The following is a 16213-nucleotide window of genomic DNA, read 5'->3' as shown; positions in this document are numbered from 1 at the left end:
CTTTTCACAGCGTGTTTGCAAGCAGGACAACCGGTTCCAATGCCCCATCAGATTGATAAAACAGCTTTGGTTATGCACTCCGCCGAGCGCATGTTTCACCTGGTCAACGATATTGCCCGTTACCCGGAGTTTCTGCCCTGGTGTGCGGGAGCGGAAATTCACGAGCAGGAGCCAGAGCAGATAACTGCGTCCCTGGAGATCGCCAAGGGTGGAGTTCGCCACAAGTTGACGACCCGAAATCAGCTGCTGATGCCAGAGGCAATCGAGATGAATCTGGTGGACGGCCCTTTTCGCAACCTGACGGGCCGTTGGCACTTCAAATCCCTGGATGAGAACGCCTGCAAAGTGGTCCTTACGCTGGAGTTCGAGTTTTCCGGATCGCTCTCAAGGATGACCTTCGGGCCGGTATTCAGTCAGGCGGCGAATACCATGGTGGATGCATTCTGTCGTCGTGCCGATGAGTTGTACCGGAAGGAGGGTGCATGATTCAGGTGGAAGTGGCCTATGCAAGGCCTGACCGGCAGGAAATTGTTCCGGTGAATGTGCCAGAGGGAACGACTGCTCTTGAGGCCGCCAAGCTGTCCGGAATCACCGATATTTTTCCGGAAATTGATCCTGACACCATCGATATGGGTGTGTTCGGAAAGGTGATCAAAGATCCGGCCGCCCACGAATTGCGTGAAGGCGACCGGGTGGAGCTGTATCGCCCGCTGAAGATCGATCCCAAGCAGGCGCGATTGAACCGGGCGAAAAAGAAAGACCAGGCTCAGTAAGCCGGTGTTTCTTCCAGCAGTTGGGCCTCGTAGTAGGCGTACTGGTCGTCTTCGTAGTACACGATAATTCTTTGTTCCTGGATGTCTCCACCCTCTCTCTGGAACGTATACACGTAGTACTCGCGGGACGGATCCACCGGATTAAGCATAAGGGGCGTTCCCATCACGGCGTGCACCTGGCTGCGGGGCATGCCTTCGGTCAGCTGCGTCAGCTCCTCATCGGTAACGATGTTTCCCTGCTGGACGTTGATCTTGTAAACGCCGGGGAAAACGCAACCGGATAGAACGAGAGTGAGAATCAGAGCTGTGAGCTTTTGCATCGCCGGGGGAAATCCTCTATCTTGAAATCGCCTGCCAGAGGCAGGTGTGACACGGGTTGACCGTTCAATGGCGGCTTCATCATACCGGAAGCCGTGAGGCACACCAAAGAGTGAATAGTAACATGTCATCTGAAAACGCCGAATTACGAAAAGTCGGTCTGAAAGTGACGCTACCACGCGTAAAGATCTTCAACATCCTGGAGACTGCGGAAGAGCATCATCTCAGTGCCGAAGATGTGTACAAGAAGCTTCTGGATCAAGGCGATGACGTGGGGCTGGCAACAGTCTACCGGGTGCTGACCCAGTTTGAGGCGGCGGGTCTGGTTCTCCGCCACAACTTCGAAGGCGGCCACGCCGTGTTCGAGATGGCTGGCGACGATCACCACGACCATATGGTTTGCACCCAGACTGGTGAAGTCGTCGAGTTCGTCGACGAGATCATTGAAGAGCGCCAGAAGAAGATTGCCGAAGAGCACGGTTACGAAATCGTCGATCACAGCCTGATTTTGTACGTAAAGCCCATCAAGTCCTGAACCTGATCCAGTCAGCCTGACGAAAAAAGGGGCGGGTTTTGCCCGCCCCAACAGCTCTCAGGATCGAGAGGGGTAGTGGAAAGTAGCTCGCGGCTCAGTGATGGGTTGCCTGCCCCTTCGAAAACATTTCCCGGGCATGAGCGATCGTGTGTTCGGTCATGTCCACGCCTCCCAGCATTCTCGCCACTTCACTGATTCTGCCGTGATCGTCCAGCGTCTCGATTTTCGAGAAGGTTGCATCCTGCTCGGTAAACTTGCTGACAAACAGGTGCTGATGGCACTGGGCTGCTACCTGCGGCAGGTGGGTAACGCACAATACCTGGCCATTGCTGCCAAGCGTCCGGAGCAGTCGGCCAACCACTTCGGCCGTGCCACCGCCAATGCCTACGTCCACCTCATCAAAGACCAGCGTCGGCGTGGTTGAGGTCTGGGCTACCACCACCTGGATGGCAAGGCTGATTCGCGACAGTTCACCGCCGGAGGCCACTTTGGCCAGTGGCCGCGCCGGTTGCCCCGGGTTGGCACTAACCAGGAATTCAATCTCTTCCAGGCCGTGGGGCATTGGTTCTTCGCCGTTGCTGCGATTCAGGTGGGTAATGAACTGCATGTTGGGCATACTCAGCTGGGCAAGTTCGGCTGCGACCCGCTGATCGAGTTCGGCTGCTGCTTTGGCGCGGGCTTCTGACAGCTTGCAGGCCAGATCGTCGAAACGTGCTCGTTGGCTTTCCAGCTCTGCTTCCAGCTGTTCCAGGCTGCCTTCGCCGCCGTCCAACTCCGCCAGCTCGGCGCTCAGCCGCTGGTGCAATTCCGGTAATTCCTCCGGTGTGATCCGGTGTTTGCGGGCCATCTGGTAAATAGCGCTAAGCCGCTCTTCCACTTCCGCCAGGCGAGCCGGATCGGCCTCATAATCTTCGACAAAATGACGCAGATTGTCGCCGGCTTCGCTGATCTGAATCTGGGCTTCGTTCAACATCTGGATGGTGTCGGCCAGCGCGGGCACGTCCACGGGAAGCTGTTCCAGTTGTTGCAGTGCCTGGCGAACCAGGTCGGCTGCGCTGGTCTCATCTTCGGTGCAAAGCAGCGCAGCCTGGTGGCTGCTGTGCAGAACCGCGTCGGCCTGGCTCAGTTGCGCCTGCTCTTGTTCCAGTTGTTCCTGTTCGCCGTCTTCCAGAGCCAGGCGGTCCAGTTCTTCCACCTGGTAACGCAGCAGTTGCAGCTTGGCCTCCGCTTCGTCGGCGTTCTGCCGACGCTCGGTCAGCCGTTGGCGGATCTGGTTCCAGGTTTTCCAGGCCTCGCGGGTGTCGGCGGCCAGGGCTTCAACGCCGGCAAACTCGTCCACCAGTTTGCGGTGGGTGTCCTTGCGTAACAGCGACTGATGTTGATGCTGGCTGTGAATGTCCATCAACAGCCCGCCAAGTTCCTTCAAATGGTTCAGTGGGCAGGGCTGGCCATTGATGTAGGCCCGGGAGCGGCCATCCTTGCTGATCACCCGGCGCAGGATGCAGTCGTTGTCGTCATCCAGTTCGTGCTGGGCGAGCCAGTCTCCCGCTTCGGGAATGCCGGACACGTCGAAGGTGGCGGTAATATCAGCGCGCTTGGCGCCATGGCGGACTGCTCCGGCATCTGCGCGCCCGCCCATGGCCAGGCCCAGGGCGTCCAGTACGATAGATTTGCCAGCGCCGGTCTCGCCGGTGAACGCCGTCATGCCCTTGTTGAACTGGAGTTCCACCCGTTCGGCGATGGCGTAATTGGAAACCGTAAGTTGAGTCAGCATGCAGATAACCTCCGCGTTTTTCCTGAGACCGGCAAAACACTGTGAATGTATACAGTTGCTGTGAATATATACAGGGTTTTTGTTGTTTGCAAATCGGCGGATGGGATTTTCTTCAGGAATGCAGGCATTGGTGGTTGAAACCTGAAGAGCGGGCCCCATATCCGTTCGCAACGACATTTTCCGGCTCGCTGCGGCCGGAGCCCATGTTTAACCGGCCACTGATAGTGGGCCGCATTCGAACAAGCAGGAGTAGCCATGAGCACTGACGAGAACCGGAACGAGCACGAGGAACTGAACGAAGCCCTCGAGGCTGCCAAAGAGGAAGCCCAATCAGCCGAAGGCGAGGCTGGAGAAAACGGCGAAGTCTCCGAAGTGGAAGCGCTCAAGGCTCAGGTTCAGGAGTTTCAGGAGCAGATGCTGCGCTCCCAGGCGGAGATGCAGAACGTTCGGCGTCGCGCCGAAATTGATGTGGAGAAAGCTCACAAGTTTGCCCTTGAAAAGTTCGTCAAGGAGTTGCTGCCGGTTGCGGACAGTCTTGAGAAGGCGGTCGAGAGCACTGAAGGGCACGAGGAATCGGGCGAGTTGGTTGCGTCCATCCGTGAAGGTGTGGAAATGACACTGAATCTGTTCATGTCCAGTCTGAAGAAGTTCAACGTTGAGCAGCTTAACCCTGTGGGCGAACCGTTCGATCCCCAGCAGCACGAAGCCATGTCCATGGTGCCCGCGCCTGATGCAGAGCCAAACAGTGTGGTTGCCGTGGTTCAGAAAGGCTATCTGCTGAATGGTCGGGTTGTGCGGCCGGCCATGGTGATGGTCGCCAAGGCGGAAGACGCACCAAAAATTGATGAGCAGGCTTGAAAAGCCGATTAAAGCGCCAATATAGCCAGTAAATAGCGAAAGCGGAGGCTAATCCCCTCCGGGAAAGCATTCAGAAGAATTGGAGTGACTCAATGAGCAAAATTATCGGTATCGATCTGGGAACGACCAACTCCTGTGTTGCCATCATGGATGGCGATAAGGTGAAGGTAATTGAAAACGCCGAGGGTGATCGCACCACCCCGTCCATCATCGCCTACACCGATGATGGTGAAACCCTGGTGGGCCAGTCAGCCAAGCGTCAGGCGGTAACCAACCCGAACAATACCCTGTACGCCATCAAGCGTCTGATCGGTCGTCGTTTCGAAGACGATGTTGTTCAGAAAGACATCAAGATGGTGCCTTATAAAATTACCAAGGCGGACAACGGTGACGCCTGGGTAGAAGTGAAAGGCGAAAAGATGGCGCCGCCGCAGGTGTCTGCAGAAGTTCTCAAGAAAATGAAGAAGACTGCAGAAGACTACCTGGGTGAGAAAGTGACCGAAGCGGTTATCACCGTTCCGGCCTACTTCAACGATAGCCAGCGTCAGGCCACCAAGGATGCAGGCAAGATCGCCGGTCTGGAAGTAAAGCGGATCATCAACGAGCCGACCGCGGCTGCCCTGGCCTATGGCCTGGACAAAAAGAGCGGTGACCGCACCGTGGCTGTATACGACCTGGGCGGTGGTACTTTCGACCTGTCCATCATCGAAATCGCCGACGTGGACGGTGAGCACCAGTTCGAGGTTCTGGCCACCAACGGTGATACCTTCCTCGGCGGTGAAGACTTCGACCTGAAAATCATCGAGTACCTGGCAGACCAGTTCAAGAAAGACAGCGGCATCGACCTGCGTGGCGACTCCCTGGCGATGCAGCGTCTGAAAGAAGCTGGCGAGAAAGCGAAAATCGAGCTTTCCAGCAGCCAGCAGACCGACGTGAACCTGCCGTACATCACGGCCGATGCGTCCGGGCCCAAGCACATGAACGTGAAGTTGACCCGTGCCAAGCTGGAATCCCTGGTGGAAGACCTGGTCCAGCGCAGCCTTGAGCCCTGTAAGGTGGCTCTGGAAGACGCAGGCATGAAGGCCGGTGAAATCGACGAGGTTATCCTGGTCGGCGGTCAGACCCGTATGCCGCTGGTTCAGGAGAAGGTTAAAGAGTTCTTCGGCAAAGAAGCCCGTAAGGACGTTAACCCGGACGAAGCCGTGGCCATGGGTGCTGCGATCCAGGCAGCCGTTCTGTCTGGCGACGTGAAAGACGTGCTGCTGCTGGACGTAACCCCGCTGACCCTGGGTATCGAAACCATGGGTGGCGTGGCCACTCCGCTGATCGAGAAGAACACCACGATTCCGACCAAGAAGTCGCAGACCTTCTCCACAGCGGACGACAACCAGACTGCCGTGACCATTCACGTGGTTCAGGGTGAGCGCAAGCAGGCGAACCAGAACAAGTCTCTGGGCCGCTTCGACCTGGCAGACATTCCGCCGGCACCCCGTGGCGTACCGCAGATCGAAGTTACCTTCGACATCGACGCCAACGGTATTCTGAACGTGTCCGCCAAGGACAAGGCTACTGGCAAGGAACAGTCCATCGTGATCAAGGCCTCTTCCGGTCTGAACGATGATGAAATCGAGAAGATGGTTCGCGATGCCGAAGCCAACGCCGAGGAAGATCGCAAGTTCGAAGAGCTTGTTCAGGTGCGCAACCAGGGTGATGCAATGGTTCACGCCGTTCGCAAGACCCTGAAAGATGCCGGTGACAAGGTCAGCGACAGCGAGAAAGAGTCTATCGAGGCTTCCATCAAAGAGCTGGAAGAAGCTCTGGAAGGTTCCGACAAGGAAGACATCGAAGCCAAGACTCAGAAGCTGACTGAAGTCTCTTCCGAGCTGGCCCAGAAGATGTATGCAGATCAGGCTGATCAGGCGCAGCAGGCCGGTGGGCAGGAGCAGGCCCAGGGCCAGCAGTCTGACGACGCCGTCGACGCTGAGTTCGAAGAAGTCAAAGACGACGACAAGCGGTAAATCTGATGTACATCAGGCAGTTGGAAAACGCGGGGAGCTCCCCGCGTTTTCCGCGTTTAAAAACAGGGTTTTAAAAGCATGGCCAAACGCGATTATTACGAGATTCTCGGGATTTCCCGGGACGCGGACGAGAAGGAAATCAAGCGAGCCTACCGAAAGCTCGCCATGAAGTACCACCCCGACCGTAACCCGGACGACACCGAAGCCGAGAACAAGTTCAAAGAGGCCAGCGAAGCCTACGAAGTACTGGCAGAGCCGTCCAAGCGGGCTGCCTATGACCAGTTCGGCCATGCCGGCGTGGACGGCCAGGCCGGCGGTGGCGGATTCGGAGGCGGCGGTGCCAGCTTCTCGGATATTTTCGGCGATGTGTTCGGTGATATCTTCGGTGGTGGCGGTGGTCGTGGCCGCAACACCCGTGGCGCCGACCTGCGCTACACCCTGGAGTTGGATCTGGAGGAAGCTGTAAAAGGCAAGACGGTCCAGATCAAGATTCCGGGGCATCGTGAATGTGAAGTGTGCGACGGCAGCGGTGCCGAGAAAGGCTCCCAGCCGGAAACCTGCGGTACCTGTAAGGGTATGGGTCAGGTGCGCATGCAACAGGGTTTCTTCACGGTGCAGCAGGCATGTCCGACCTGTCGAGGCTCGGGCCAGATCATCAAGAACCCGTGCAAAGCCTGTCATGGCCAGGGTCGGGTTCAGGAAGAGAAAACACTGTCGGTTAAAGTGCCCCCCGGCGTGGACACCGGCGACCGCATTCGCCTTTCTGGCGAAGGCGAGATGGGCGTCGATGGTGGGCCGCCGGGCGACCTGTATGTACAGATCGCAGTGCGCGAACACTCCATCTTTACGCGCGATGGCCGGAACCTGTACTGCGAAGTGCCCATCAGCATCGTTGATGCATCACTGGGTGGGGAGCTCGAAGTGCCGACACTGGATGGCCGGGTGAAGCTGAAGATTCCGGCGGAAACCCAGACCGGCAAACTGTTCCGTCTGCGTAACAAGGGCGTCAGCCCGGTTCGGGGTGGTCCGGCCGGTGATTTGCTGTGTCGCGTGATCGTGGAAACGCCGGTGAACCTCACCAAACGCCAGAAAGAACTGCTGGAAGAGTTCCAGAAAACCCTGGATGGCAGCAACGGCACCGAGCATGGCCCGAAGAAGAGCTCCTGGTTTGAAGGCGTTAAAAGCTTCTTCGACGAAATGAAATTCTGATCGGCCCGACAAAAAGGAACGCGAGCATGAGGGTAGCAATCATCGGCGCCGCCGGGCGCATGGGAAAAGTCCTGATCGAAGCCGTTGACGGCACCGAAGGCCTTGAGTTGGGCGCTGCGGTCGTCGAGCCGGGCAGCAGCCTGATCGGCGCCGATGCGGGCGAGATGACCGGTATTGGCAAAACCGGCGTGAAAATGGCCGGAAGCCTGGCCGATGTGAAGGACGATTTCGATGTTCTCATCGACTTCACCTTTCCGGATCTGACCCTGGAGAATGCTGAATTCTGCAAGGCCAACGGCAAGATGCTCGTCATTGGTACCACCGGCATGTCTGACGCCGAAAAACAGCAGCTGGCTCTGGCCGCCGAAGCAACGCCAGTGGTGTTCGCCCCGAACATGAGTGTGGGTGTCAACGTAGTCCTCAACCTGCTGCGCACCGCCGCGGCAACCCTGGGTGACGACTACGATGTGGAAATCATCGAAGCACATCACCGTCACAAGAAAGACGCGCCCTCCGGAACGGCCCTGCGCATGGGCGAAGTTGTCGCCGACGCACTGGGTCGCGACCTGAAAGAATGCGCCGTCTATGGCCGTGAAGGCTTTACCGGTGAGCGCACCCGCAAGGAAATCGGTTTCGAGACCATTCGTGCCGGTGACGTGGTGGGCGATCACACCGTTCTGTTCGCCACCGAGGGTGAGCGCATCGAAGTGACTCACAAGGCCAGCAGCCGGATGACTTTTGCCAAGGGCGCCATGCGGGCGGCATTGTGGCTGAAGGACAAGTCGGCGGGGCTTTATGATATGCAGGATGTGCTTGATCTGAAGTGAGTCCATTTCTCATGGACACAAACCGCCATATTTTTTACAATAAGGCGGTTTGACTGCACCAAGCGTACCTTTGCACAAAGTTTCTGAAAAAGCGGGACCGAGTTAAGACTCCGTCTCGCTTTTTTGCAACCTGAATTTGCGCTTGCGTTCCTGTTCGTGACGAACCGATACGCCACTCGATGAGGATACAAGCCTTGAGCACACCCGCAATCCTTGCACTCGCAGACGGAAGCCTGTTCTACGGCAGCGCCATTGGCGCCGACGGAGAAACCAGCGGTGAAGTGGTGTTCAACACCGCCATGACCGGCTACCAGGAAATCCTGACCGACCCGTCCTACTCCCGCCAGATCGTAACCCTGACTTACCCGCACATTGGTAACACCGGTGTGAACGAAGAAGACATCGAGTCAGACCGCATCCAGGCCGCCGGCCTGATTATTCGCGATCTGCCGCTGCTGGCCAGCAACTGGCGCAGCAAGGGAAGCCTGGACGACTACCTGCGAAGCAACAACATTGTTGGTATCGCTGACATTGATACCCGTCGCCTTACTCGCATCCTCCGGGACAAAGGTTCCCAGAACGGTGCCATCGTGGCCGGAGAAAACGCCACCGCCGAGCGCGCGCTGGAGCTGGCCAAAGCCTTCCCCGGCCTGAAAGGCATGGATCTGGCGAAAGAAGTTACCTCCGACAAGATCTGGTCCTGGAGCGAGACCGAGTGGACTCTGGGCGAGGGCTACGGTGAACGTAAGGAATCCCGGTTCAAAGTGGTTGCCTGGGATTATGGTGTAAAGCTCAACATCCTGCGCATGCTCGCCTCCCGCGGCTGTGACATTACCGTGGTTCCGGCCCAGACCCCGGCCTCCGAAGTGCTGGCGATGAATCCGGACGGGATCTTCCTTTCCAACGGCCCCGGTGACCCCGAGCCCTGCGATTACGCCATCACCGCCATCAAGGAAGTCCTGGAAACCGAGATCCCGGTGTTTGGCATTTGCCTGGGGCACCAGCTGCTGGCCCTGGCTAGCGGTGCGAAAACCATGAAGATGGGCCATGGCCACCACGGCGCCAACCATCCGGTGCAGGATATCGCCAAGGGAACCGTGATGATCACCAGCCAGAACCACGGGTTTGCCGTGGATGAGGCAACACTGCCGGCCAACGTCGAGGCGACTCACAAGTCCCTGTTTGACGGTACCCTGCAGGGCATCCGCCGGACCGACAAGCCAGCTTACAGCTTCCAGGGGCACCCGGAAGCCAGCCCCGGTCCTCATGATGTGGCCCCGCTGTTTGACGAGTTTATCCGCCTGATGGAAGCGCGATCGGCCTGAGGTCGATCGCCACGGAAAGCTCACGGGCGCCATATGTAGCGCTGCAAGAATTCAAAAGTTGCTGACAGGTTTACCAAGACATGCCAAAACGTACCGACATCCAAAGCATCCTGATCCTGGGCGCCGGCCCCATCGTGATCGGGCAGGCGTGCGAGTTTGATTACTCCGGAGCCCAGGCCTGCAAGGCGCTGCGCGAAGAGGGCTACCGGGTCATCCTGGTGAACTCCAACCCGGCCACCATCATGACCGACCCGGTCATGGCCGATGCCACTTACATCGAGCCGATCACCTGGAAGACTGTCGAGAAGATCATCGAGAAAGAGCAGCCGGATGCGCTGCTGCCGACCATGGGCGGCCAGACCGCACTGAACTGCGCCCTGGATCTTGAGCGCCACGGCATCCTGGAAAAACACGGCGTGGAAATGATCGGCGCCAACGCGGACACCATCGACAAAGCCGAAGACCGGGACCGCTTCGACAAGGCCATGAAGAAGATCGGCCTGGAATGCCCCCGCGCCACCATCGCCCACTCCATGGAAGAAGCCTGGAAAGTGGCCGACGACATCGGCTTCCCGTGCATCATCCGCCCCTCCTTCACCATGGGTGGCTCCGGCGGTGGTATCGCGTACAACCGCGACGAATTCGAAGAAATCTGTACCCGTGGCCTGGACCTGTCGCCCACCAACGAACTGCTGATCGACGAATCCCTGATCGGCTGGAAAGAGTACGAGATGGAAGTTGTCCGCGACAAGAACGACAACTGCATCATCGTCTGCGCCATCGAGAACTTCGACGCCATGGGCGTGCACACCGGGGATTCCATCACCGTGGCCCCGGCCCAGACCCTCACCGACAAGGAATACCAGATCATGCGGAACGCCTCCCTGGCGGTCCTGCGTGAGATCGGTGTGGAAACCGGCGGTTCCAACGTCCAGTTCGGCATCAACCCGGACACCGGCCGTATGGTCGTGATCGAGATGAACCCGCGAGTGTCCCGTTCCTCGGCCCTGGCCTCCAAGGCCACCGGCTTCCCGATCGCCAAGGTCGCCGCCAAACTGGCCGTGGGCTACACCCTGGACGAACTGCGCAACGAAATCACCGGCGGCGTCACCCCGGCCTCGTTCGAGCCGTCCATCGACTACGTGGTCACCAAGATCCCGCGGTTCACCTTCGAGAAGTTCCCCCAGGCTGACGCCCGCCTGACCACCCAGATGAAATCGGTGGGTGAGGTCATGGCCATCGGTCGGACCTTCCAGGAGTCCCTGCAGAAAGCCCTGCGCGGCCTGGAAGTAGGCTCCGAAGGCTTTGATGAAAAGCTGGAAGAACTGACCTCGGAAAACGCCCGGGAAACCCTGACCCGGGAACTGAACGTTCCTGGAGCCGATCGCGTCTGGTACATCGGTGACGCCTTCCGGGCCGGCATGAGTGTCGAGGACGTATTCGCTCACACCAAGGTGGACCCCTGGTACCTGGTGCAGATTGAAGACTTGATCAAAGAAGAGCAGGCCCTGAAGAGTGCCGGCAAGGCCGACATTGACCAAGCCACCCTGTTCCGCCTCAAGCGCAAGGGCTTCTCCGACGCCCGCCTGGCCAAACTGCTGGGCATCTCCGAGGTAAGCCTGCGCAAACTGCGCCACGACCTGGGCATCCGCCCGGTTTACAAGCGCGTGGATACCTGTGCCGCCGAGTTTGCCTCCGACACCGCCTACATGTACTCCACCTATGAGGAAGAGTGCGAGGCCGACGCCAGCGATCGAGAGAAGATCGTAGTGATTGGTGGTGGCCCCAACCGGATCGGGCAGGGCATCGAGTTTGACTACTGTTGTGTTCACGCGGCCCTGGCCATGCGTGAAGACGGCTACGAAACCATCATGATCAACTGCAACCCGGAGACCGTGTCCACTGACTACGACACCTCCGACCGGTTGTACTTCGAGCCGATCACCCTGGAAGACGTGCTGGAAATCATCCACGTCGAGAAGCCCAAGGGCGTGATTGTCCAGTACGGCGGCCAGACCCCGCTGAAACTGGCCCGTGGCCTGGAAGCGGCCGGCGTACCCATCATCGGCACCAGCCCGGACGCCATCGACCGCGCCGAGGACCGGGAACGGTTCCAGCAGATGATCCAGCGCCTGGGGCTGAAACAGCCGGAGAACGCCACCGTGCGCAGCCACGAGGAAGGCATCCTGGCGGCCCGGGAAATCGGTTACCCGCTGGTGGTTCGCCCGTCCTACGTGCTGGGCGGCCGGGCCATGGAAATCGTCTATGACGAGGAAGAGCTGGTGCGCTACATGCGCAACGCGGTGCTGGTCTCCAACGACAGCCCCGTGCTGCTCGACCACTTCCTCAATGCCGCTATCGAGGTGGACATTGACGCCATCTCCGACGGTAAAGATGTGGTGATTGGCGGCATCATGCAGCACATCGAGCAGGCCGGGGTGCACTCCGGCGATTCCGCCTGTTCACTGCCGCCGTACACCCTGTCCCAGCAGGTTCAGGACGAGATGCGCGATGCGGTCAAGAAGATGGCCATCGAGCTGGACGTGATCGGCCTGATGAACGTGCAGCTGGCCTGGCAGGATGGTGAGATCTACGTGATCGAGGTAAACCCGCGGGCCTCCCGGACCGTGCCGTTCGTCTCCAAGGCCATCGGTGTGTCCCTGGCCAAAGTCGCCGCCCGGGTCATGGCCGGCAAGACCCTGGCCGGACTGGGCTTCACCCAGGAAATCATCCCGCGTTACTACGCGGTGAAAGAATCGGTATTCCCGTTCAACAAGTTCCCGGCGGTGGATCCGATCCTGGGGCCGGAAATGAAGTCGACCGGTGAGGTCATGGGCCTGGGTGACAGCTTTGATGAGGCCTTTGCCAAGGCCGCCCTGGCGGTGGGCGAGCGTCTGCCTGCCAAAGGCACCGCCTTCATGTCCGTACGGGATGTGGACAAGCCGGGCGCCGCCAAGGTGGCGCGGGACCTGGTGGAAGCCGGATTCAAGCTGATTGCCACCACCGGCACCGCCAAGGCCCTGAAAGAGGCCGGAATCGAGGTGGATCGGGTGAACAAGGTCCGTGAGGGGCGTCCGCATATTGTGGATGCCATCAAGAACGGTCAGGTTCAGCTGATCATCAATACCACTGAAGGTCGTAAGGCTATTTCCGACTCAGCGCAGATCCGCCAGTCGGCCTTGCAGACCAAGGTGACCTACACAACAACACTGGCGGGCGGCGAAGCCTTCTGCCGGGCCATCAAGTTTGGCCCGGAGCGCACTGTACGCCGCCTCCAGGATCTTCACGCAGGAAAGTGAGACTATGGCTGACAGAGTACCGATGACAAAGGCGGGCGAAACCCGCCTCCGCGAGGAGCTTCAGAAGCTGAAGTCCGAGGACCGTCCGCGGGTTATTGCGGCGATTGCCGATGCCCGTGAACACGGCGACCTGAAAGAGAACGCCGAATACCACGCTGCCCGAGAGCAACAGAGCTTTATTGAAGGCCGGATTCAGGAAATCGAAGGCAAGCTCTCAGCTGCTCAGGTTATCGACGTGACCACCATGGAGAACACCGGCAAGGTGATCTTCGGTACCACGGTGCATCTGCTGAACATGGACACCGACGAGCAGGTAACCTACAAGATCGTTGGTGAGGATGAGGCGGATATCAAGGCGGGTAAGCTGTCGATCTCTTCTCCCATTGCCCGGGCGCTGGTGGGCAAGAGCGAAGGCGATGTGGTTGCCATTCGCGTGCCTTCCGGTACCGTGGAATACGAGATCGAGCAGGTCGAATACGTCTGATCCGATCTGCAGGTAACAAAAAGCCGGCTCGGGTTTCCCCAGCCGGCTTTTTTGTTCCTGCTTCCCCTGGCGTCAGGTCAGTGCTTGTGGCGCAACAGGTTGGAAAGCTTGGGGTTGGGCTGCTTGGCCCGACGCAAAATAACGGCGATCTTTCCGATGGTCTGGACCAACTCGGCGCCGGAGGACTCGCACAGGGCCGTAATAGCTTCCTGCCTCGCTTCACGATCCTGGCTGGCCACCTTGATCTTGATCAGCTCGTGATCGTTCAGTGCGCGCTCCAGTTCTTCCTGGAGTCCTTCGGACAGGCCTTTGTCGCCTACGATGATGACGGGCTTGAGGTTGTGGGCAATGGCCCGGTATTCCCGGCGCTGTTCCGGTGACAGACTCATGATGTAATCTCTTTATCGGTGCAATTAACAAAAGGTCAGCGGCGAAAGTGCTGACTCAAACGTATAATCGCAGAATTGTACCAGATCGCCCTGCTGTAAAAATGGCCGTTAACACGTACCAACGTGGTTGCTGCAGGCTGAAGGAACCAATCCGGGGGCGACGGGTCAAAATGCTCGAACGAACGGAGCCATATTCTGGGTTGCTGTTGTAATTTCAGATATGGCACCCACTATGAGGGTTAAAGGGTACTTTTCATCGAAGTTAGTTGTGCGTGGTTTGTGGCCGATACGGATGGGCCGTTTCTGGTGGACGGGCGTACAATTGGTGTAAGGTGTCGGAAAAGGGTGCTTTGCGAAAGGCATTCCCTTCAATTCACAGGTGATGATCCTTGAACGATATGGCAAAAAATCTGGTTCTCTGGCTAATCATAGCCGCCGTGCTGCTGATGGTGTTTCAGAATTTCTCTCCCACCACCACCGGCCAACAAGTCAACTATTCCCAGTTTGTGGAGATGGTCCAGCAAGGCCAGGTCCGTCAGGTCACAATTGATGGGTTGCAGGTTCAGGGTACCCGTGGTGACGGCTCCCAGTTCCAGACAATCCGTCCTCAGGTGTCTGACAACAAGCTGATGGACGATCTGCTCGCAAACAACGTCGAGGTCATTGGTAAGGAGCCTGAGCGCCAGAGCCTGTGGACTCAGCTGCTGGTGGCTGCGTTCCCGATACTGATCATCATCGCACTGTTTGTGTTCTTCATGCGCCAGATGCAGGGCGGCGGTGGCGGCAAAGGCCCCATGTCGTTCGGCAAGAGCAAGGCGCGCCTGATGAGCGAAGACCAGATCAAGACCACCTTCGCGGACGTGGCCGGTGTTGATGAGGCCAAGGAAGACGTGAAAGAGCTGGTGGACTTCCTCCGGGATCCGAGCAAGTTTCAGCGCCTCGGTGGCAGTATTCCGAAGGGCGTTCTGATGGTCGGCCAGCCTGGTACGGGTAAGACCCTGCTTGCCAAGGCCATTGCCGGCGAGGCGAAGGTGCCGTTCTTCTCCATCTCTGGTTCTGACTTTGTCGAGATGTTCGTGGGTGTGGGCGCGTCCCGGGTTCGCGACATGTTCGAGCAGGCCAAGAAGCAGAGCCCCTGCATTATCTTTATTGACGAGATCGACGCTGTCGGCCGCCATCGTGGTGCCGGCATGGGCGGTGGTCACGACGAGCGTGAGCAGACCCTGAACCAGTTGCTGGTTGAGATGGACGGTTTTGAGGGTAACGAAGGCGTTATCGTCATTGCTGCAACCAACCGTCCGGACGTTCTTGACCCGGCACTGTTGCGTCCGGGCCGTTTTGACCGTCAGGTTGTTGTTGGCCTGCCAGACATCATTGGTCGTGAGCAGATCCTCAAGGTGCACATGAAGAAAGTGCCCCTGGCTGACGGCGTGGAGCCGGTTCTGATTGCTCGCGGCACGCCCGGGTTCTCCGGTGCGGACCTCGCTAACCTGGTCAATGAGGCAGCTCTGTTTGCGGCCCGTCGCAACCAGCGTCTGGTGTCCATGGAAGAATTCGAACTCGCCAAAGACAAAATCATGATGGGTGCCGAGCGTAAGTCCATGGTGATGAGCGAGAAGGAAAAGCGCAACACGGCGTATCACGAGTCCGGGCACGCGATTGTCGGCCGGCTGATGCCGGAACACGATCCGGTCTACAAAGTGAGTATTATCCCTCGCGGTCGTGCTCTGGGTGTCACCATGTTCCTCCCCGAAGAGGACAAGTACAGCCACAGCAAGCGCTTCCTGATCAGCTCCATCTGCAGCTTGTTCGGTGGTCGTATCGCAGAAGAGCTGACACTCGGCTTTGACGGCGTTACCACTGGTGCGTCCAACGACATTGAGCGGGCGACCAGCCTGGCGCGGAACATGGTGACTCGCTGGGGTCTGTCCGAGAAACTTGGGCCTTTGCAGTACGATACCGACAGTGAAGAGCCTTTCCTCGGACGCTCTGCGGGCCAGTCCCAGACGGTGTATTCGCCGGAGACGGCCCAGCGCATTGATGAGGAAGTCCGGAATATCATCGACAGCTGCTACGAGAAAGCCAAGCAGATCCTGATAGACAACCGGGAAAAGCTCGACCTGATGGCCGAAGCCTTGATGAAATACGAGACTATCGACCGTTACCAGATCGACGACATCATGGAAGGTCGCGAACCGCGTCCGCCCAAAGGTTGGGATGGTAGTGGCCCCACTGGAGGCGTGAAGGCCGATGAGCCTGAAGCGGCGCCGGAGCCGAAGTCCACGGATGACGGCCGTCATCCCGGTGTTGGTCGACCGGCTGGAGAGCACTGACAGTCAGTGGCTTCCGGTTAGAAATAGTGTAATTCCCTGCGCCGCCCGGATTCCGGGCGGCGTTTGTTTTT

The 16213-nt window shown here is 58.4% G+C and carries 14 protein-coding genes; 11 read left to right on the top strand and 3 right to left on the bottom strand.

What is annotated here, in order from left to right:
- Positions 1-39 precede the first annotated feature (39 nt).
- Both GJU83_RS06385 and GJU83_RS06380 read left to right on the top strand, forming a co-directional pair.
- On the top strand, positions 40-486 hold the full coding sequence (locus GJU83_RS06385) for a type II toxin-antitoxin system RatA family toxin (RefSeq protein WP_069181927.1): 447 nt from the start codon (positions 40-42) through the stop codon (positions 484-486).
- Entirely contained in the window at positions 483-773 is a 291-nt protein-coding gene (locus GJU83_RS06380) for an RnfH family protein (protein ID WP_069181926.1), read from the top strand. Before GJU83_RS06385 ends, GJU83_RS06380 begins: the two co-directional genes overlap by 4 nt.
- Here the strand turns inward: GJU83_RS06380 and GJU83_RS06375 are convergent.
- A complete protein-coding gene (locus GJU83_RS06375; protein ID WP_069181925.1) occupies positions 767-1093 on the bottom strand; it encodes an outer membrane protein assembly factor BamE in 327 nt (108 codons plus the stop codon). The genes GJU83_RS06380 and GJU83_RS06375 overlap by 7 nt on opposite strands.
- 122 nt (positions 1094-1215) lie before the next feature.
- Between GJU83_RS06375 and fur the strand changes: the two genes are divergently transcribed.
- Positions 1216-1626, top strand: a complete 411-nt coding sequence (gene fur, locus GJU83_RS06370) for a ferric iron uptake transcriptional regulator (protein ID WP_069181924.1) — start codon at positions 1216-1218, stop codon at positions 1624-1626.
- A gap of 94 nt (positions 1627-1720) precedes the next feature.
- On the opposite strand, the gene recN is transcribed toward fur, so the two are convergent.
- Positions 1721-3400, bottom strand: a complete 1680-nt coding sequence (recN, locus tag GJU83_RS06365; protein ID WP_153633942.1) for a DNA repair protein RecN — start codon at positions 3398-3400, stop codon at positions 1721-1723.
- Between the two features lie 255 nt (positions 3401-3655).
- Here recN and grpE point away from each other — a divergent pair, with 255 nt between their 5' ends.
- The 7 genes from grpE (at position 3656) to greA (ending at position 13420) form a co-directional block, all read left to right on the top strand.
- Positions 3656-4258, top strand: a complete 603-nt coding sequence (grpE, locus tag GJU83_RS06360) for a nucleotide exchange factor GrpE (RefSeq protein WP_069181923.1) — start codon at positions 3656-3658, stop codon at positions 4256-4258.
- A 92-nt stretch (positions 4259-4350) separates the two neighbouring features.
- Positions 4351-6276, top strand: a complete 1926-nt coding sequence (gene dnaK, locus GJU83_RS06355) for a molecular chaperone DnaK (protein WP_069181922.1) — start codon at positions 4351-4353, stop codon at positions 6274-6276.
- A 78-nt stretch (positions 6277-6354) separates the two neighbouring features.
- Positions 6355-7485 carry a molecular chaperone DnaJ gene (gene dnaJ / locus GJU83_RS06350; protein ID WP_069181921.1) on the top strand — a complete coding sequence of 377 codons (1131 nt, stop codon included), beginning with the start codon at positions 6355-6357 and terminating at the stop codon, positions 7483-7485.
- A 26-nt stretch (positions 7486-7511) separates the two neighbouring features.
- Positions 7512-8312 (top strand): 4-hydroxy-tetrahydrodipicolinate reductase, encoded by an 801-nt coding sequence (gene dapB / locus GJU83_RS06345; protein ID WP_069181920.1) that lies wholly within the window; start codon positions 7512-7514, stop codon positions 8310-8312.
- Positions 8313-8506: 194 nt separating this feature from the next.
- Positions 8507-9637, top strand: a complete 1131-nt coding sequence (gene carA, locus GJU83_RS06340) for a glutamine-hydrolyzing carbamoyl-phosphate synthase small subunit (protein ID WP_174805014.1) — start codon at positions 8507-8509, stop codon at positions 9635-9637.
- An 80-nt stretch (positions 9638-9717) separates the two neighbouring features.
- Positions 9718-12936 carry a carbamoyl-phosphate synthase large subunit gene (gene carB / locus GJU83_RS06335; protein WP_153633941.1) on the top strand — a complete coding sequence of 1073 codons (3219 nt, stop codon included), beginning with the start codon at positions 9718-9720 and terminating at the stop codon, positions 12934-12936.
- Between the two features lie 4 nt (positions 12937-12940).
- Positions 12941-13420 (top strand): transcription elongation factor GreA, encoded by a 480-nt coding sequence (gene greA, locus GJU83_RS06330; RefSeq protein ID WP_082905172.1) that lies wholly within the window; start codon positions 12941-12943, stop codon positions 13418-13420.
- Positions 13421-13497: 77 nt separating this feature from the next.
- On the opposite strand, the gene yhbY is transcribed toward greA, so the two are convergent.
- Positions 13498-13809, bottom strand: coding sequence for a ribosome assembly RNA-binding protein YhbY (yhbY, locus tag GJU83_RS06325; RefSeq protein WP_069181917.1), 312 nt, complete (start codon positions 13807-13809; stop codon positions 13498-13500).
- A 389-nt stretch (positions 13810-14198) separates the two neighbouring features.
- On the opposite strand from yhbY, the gene ftsH reads away from it, so the two are divergent.
- Positions 14199-16142 carry an ATP-dependent zinc metalloprotease FtsH gene (gene ftsH / locus GJU83_RS06320; RefSeq protein ID WP_069181916.1) on the top strand — a complete coding sequence of 648 codons (1944 nt, stop codon included), beginning with the start codon at positions 14199-14201 and terminating at the stop codon, positions 16140-16142.
- Positions 16143-16213 lie beyond the last annotated feature (71 nt).

The organism is Marinobacter salsuginis, assembly GCF_009617755.1.
GTDB classification, from domain to species: Bacteria; Pseudomonadota; Gammaproteobacteria; order Pseudomonadales; family Oleiphilaceae; genus Marinobacter; species Marinobacter salsuginis.
Note: the sequence above shows the minus strand (reverse complement) of the source record. Positions and strands in the feature narration are given on the sequence as shown.

Excerpts from the sequence above, each read along its gene's own strand:
- GJU83_RS06385 (WP_069181927.1), top strand. The coding sequence starts at position 40 with ATGCCCCATCAGATTGATAAAACAGCTTTGGTTATGCACTCCGCCGAG.
- GJU83_RS06380 (WP_069181926.1), top strand. The coding sequence starts at position 483 with ATGATTCAGGTGGAAGTGGCCTATGCAAGGCCTGACCGGCAGGAAATT.
- GJU83_RS06375 (WP_069181925.1), bottom strand. The coding sequence starts at position 1,093 with ATGCAAAAGCTCACAGCTCTGATTCTCACTCTCGTTCTATCCGGTTGC.
- fur (WP_069181924.1), top strand. The coding sequence starts at position 1,216 with ATGTCATCTGAAAACGCCGAATTACGAAAAGTCGGTCTGAAAGTGACG.
- recN (WP_153633942.1), bottom strand. The coding sequence starts at position 3,400 with ATGCTGACTCAACTTACGGTTTCCAATTACGCCATCGCCGAACGGGTG.
- grpE (WP_069181923.1), top strand. The coding sequence starts at position 3,656 with ATGAGCACTGACGAGAACCGGAACGAGCACGAGGAACTGAACGAAGCC.
- dnaK (WP_069181922.1), top strand. The coding sequence starts at position 4,351 with ATGAGCAAAATTATCGGTATCGATCTGGGAACGACCAACTCCTGTGTT.
- dnaJ (WP_069181921.1), top strand. The coding sequence starts at position 6,355 with ATGGCCAAACGCGATTATTACGAGATTCTCGGGATTTCCCGGGACGCG.
- dapB (WP_069181920.1), top strand. The coding sequence starts at position 7,512 with ATGAGGGTAGCAATCATCGGCGCCGCCGGGCGCATGGGAAAAGTCCTG.
- carB (WP_153633941.1), top strand. The coding sequence starts at position 9,718 with ATGCCAAAACGTACCGACATCCAAAGCATCCTGATCCTGGGCGCCGGC.
- greA (WP_082905172.1), top strand. The coding sequence starts at position 12,941 with ATGGCTGACAGAGTACCGATGACAAAGGCGGGCGAAACCCGCCTCCGC.
- yhbY (WP_069181917.1), bottom strand. The coding sequence starts at position 13,809 with ATGAGTCTGTCACCGGAACAGCGCCGGGAATACCGGGCCATTGCCCAC.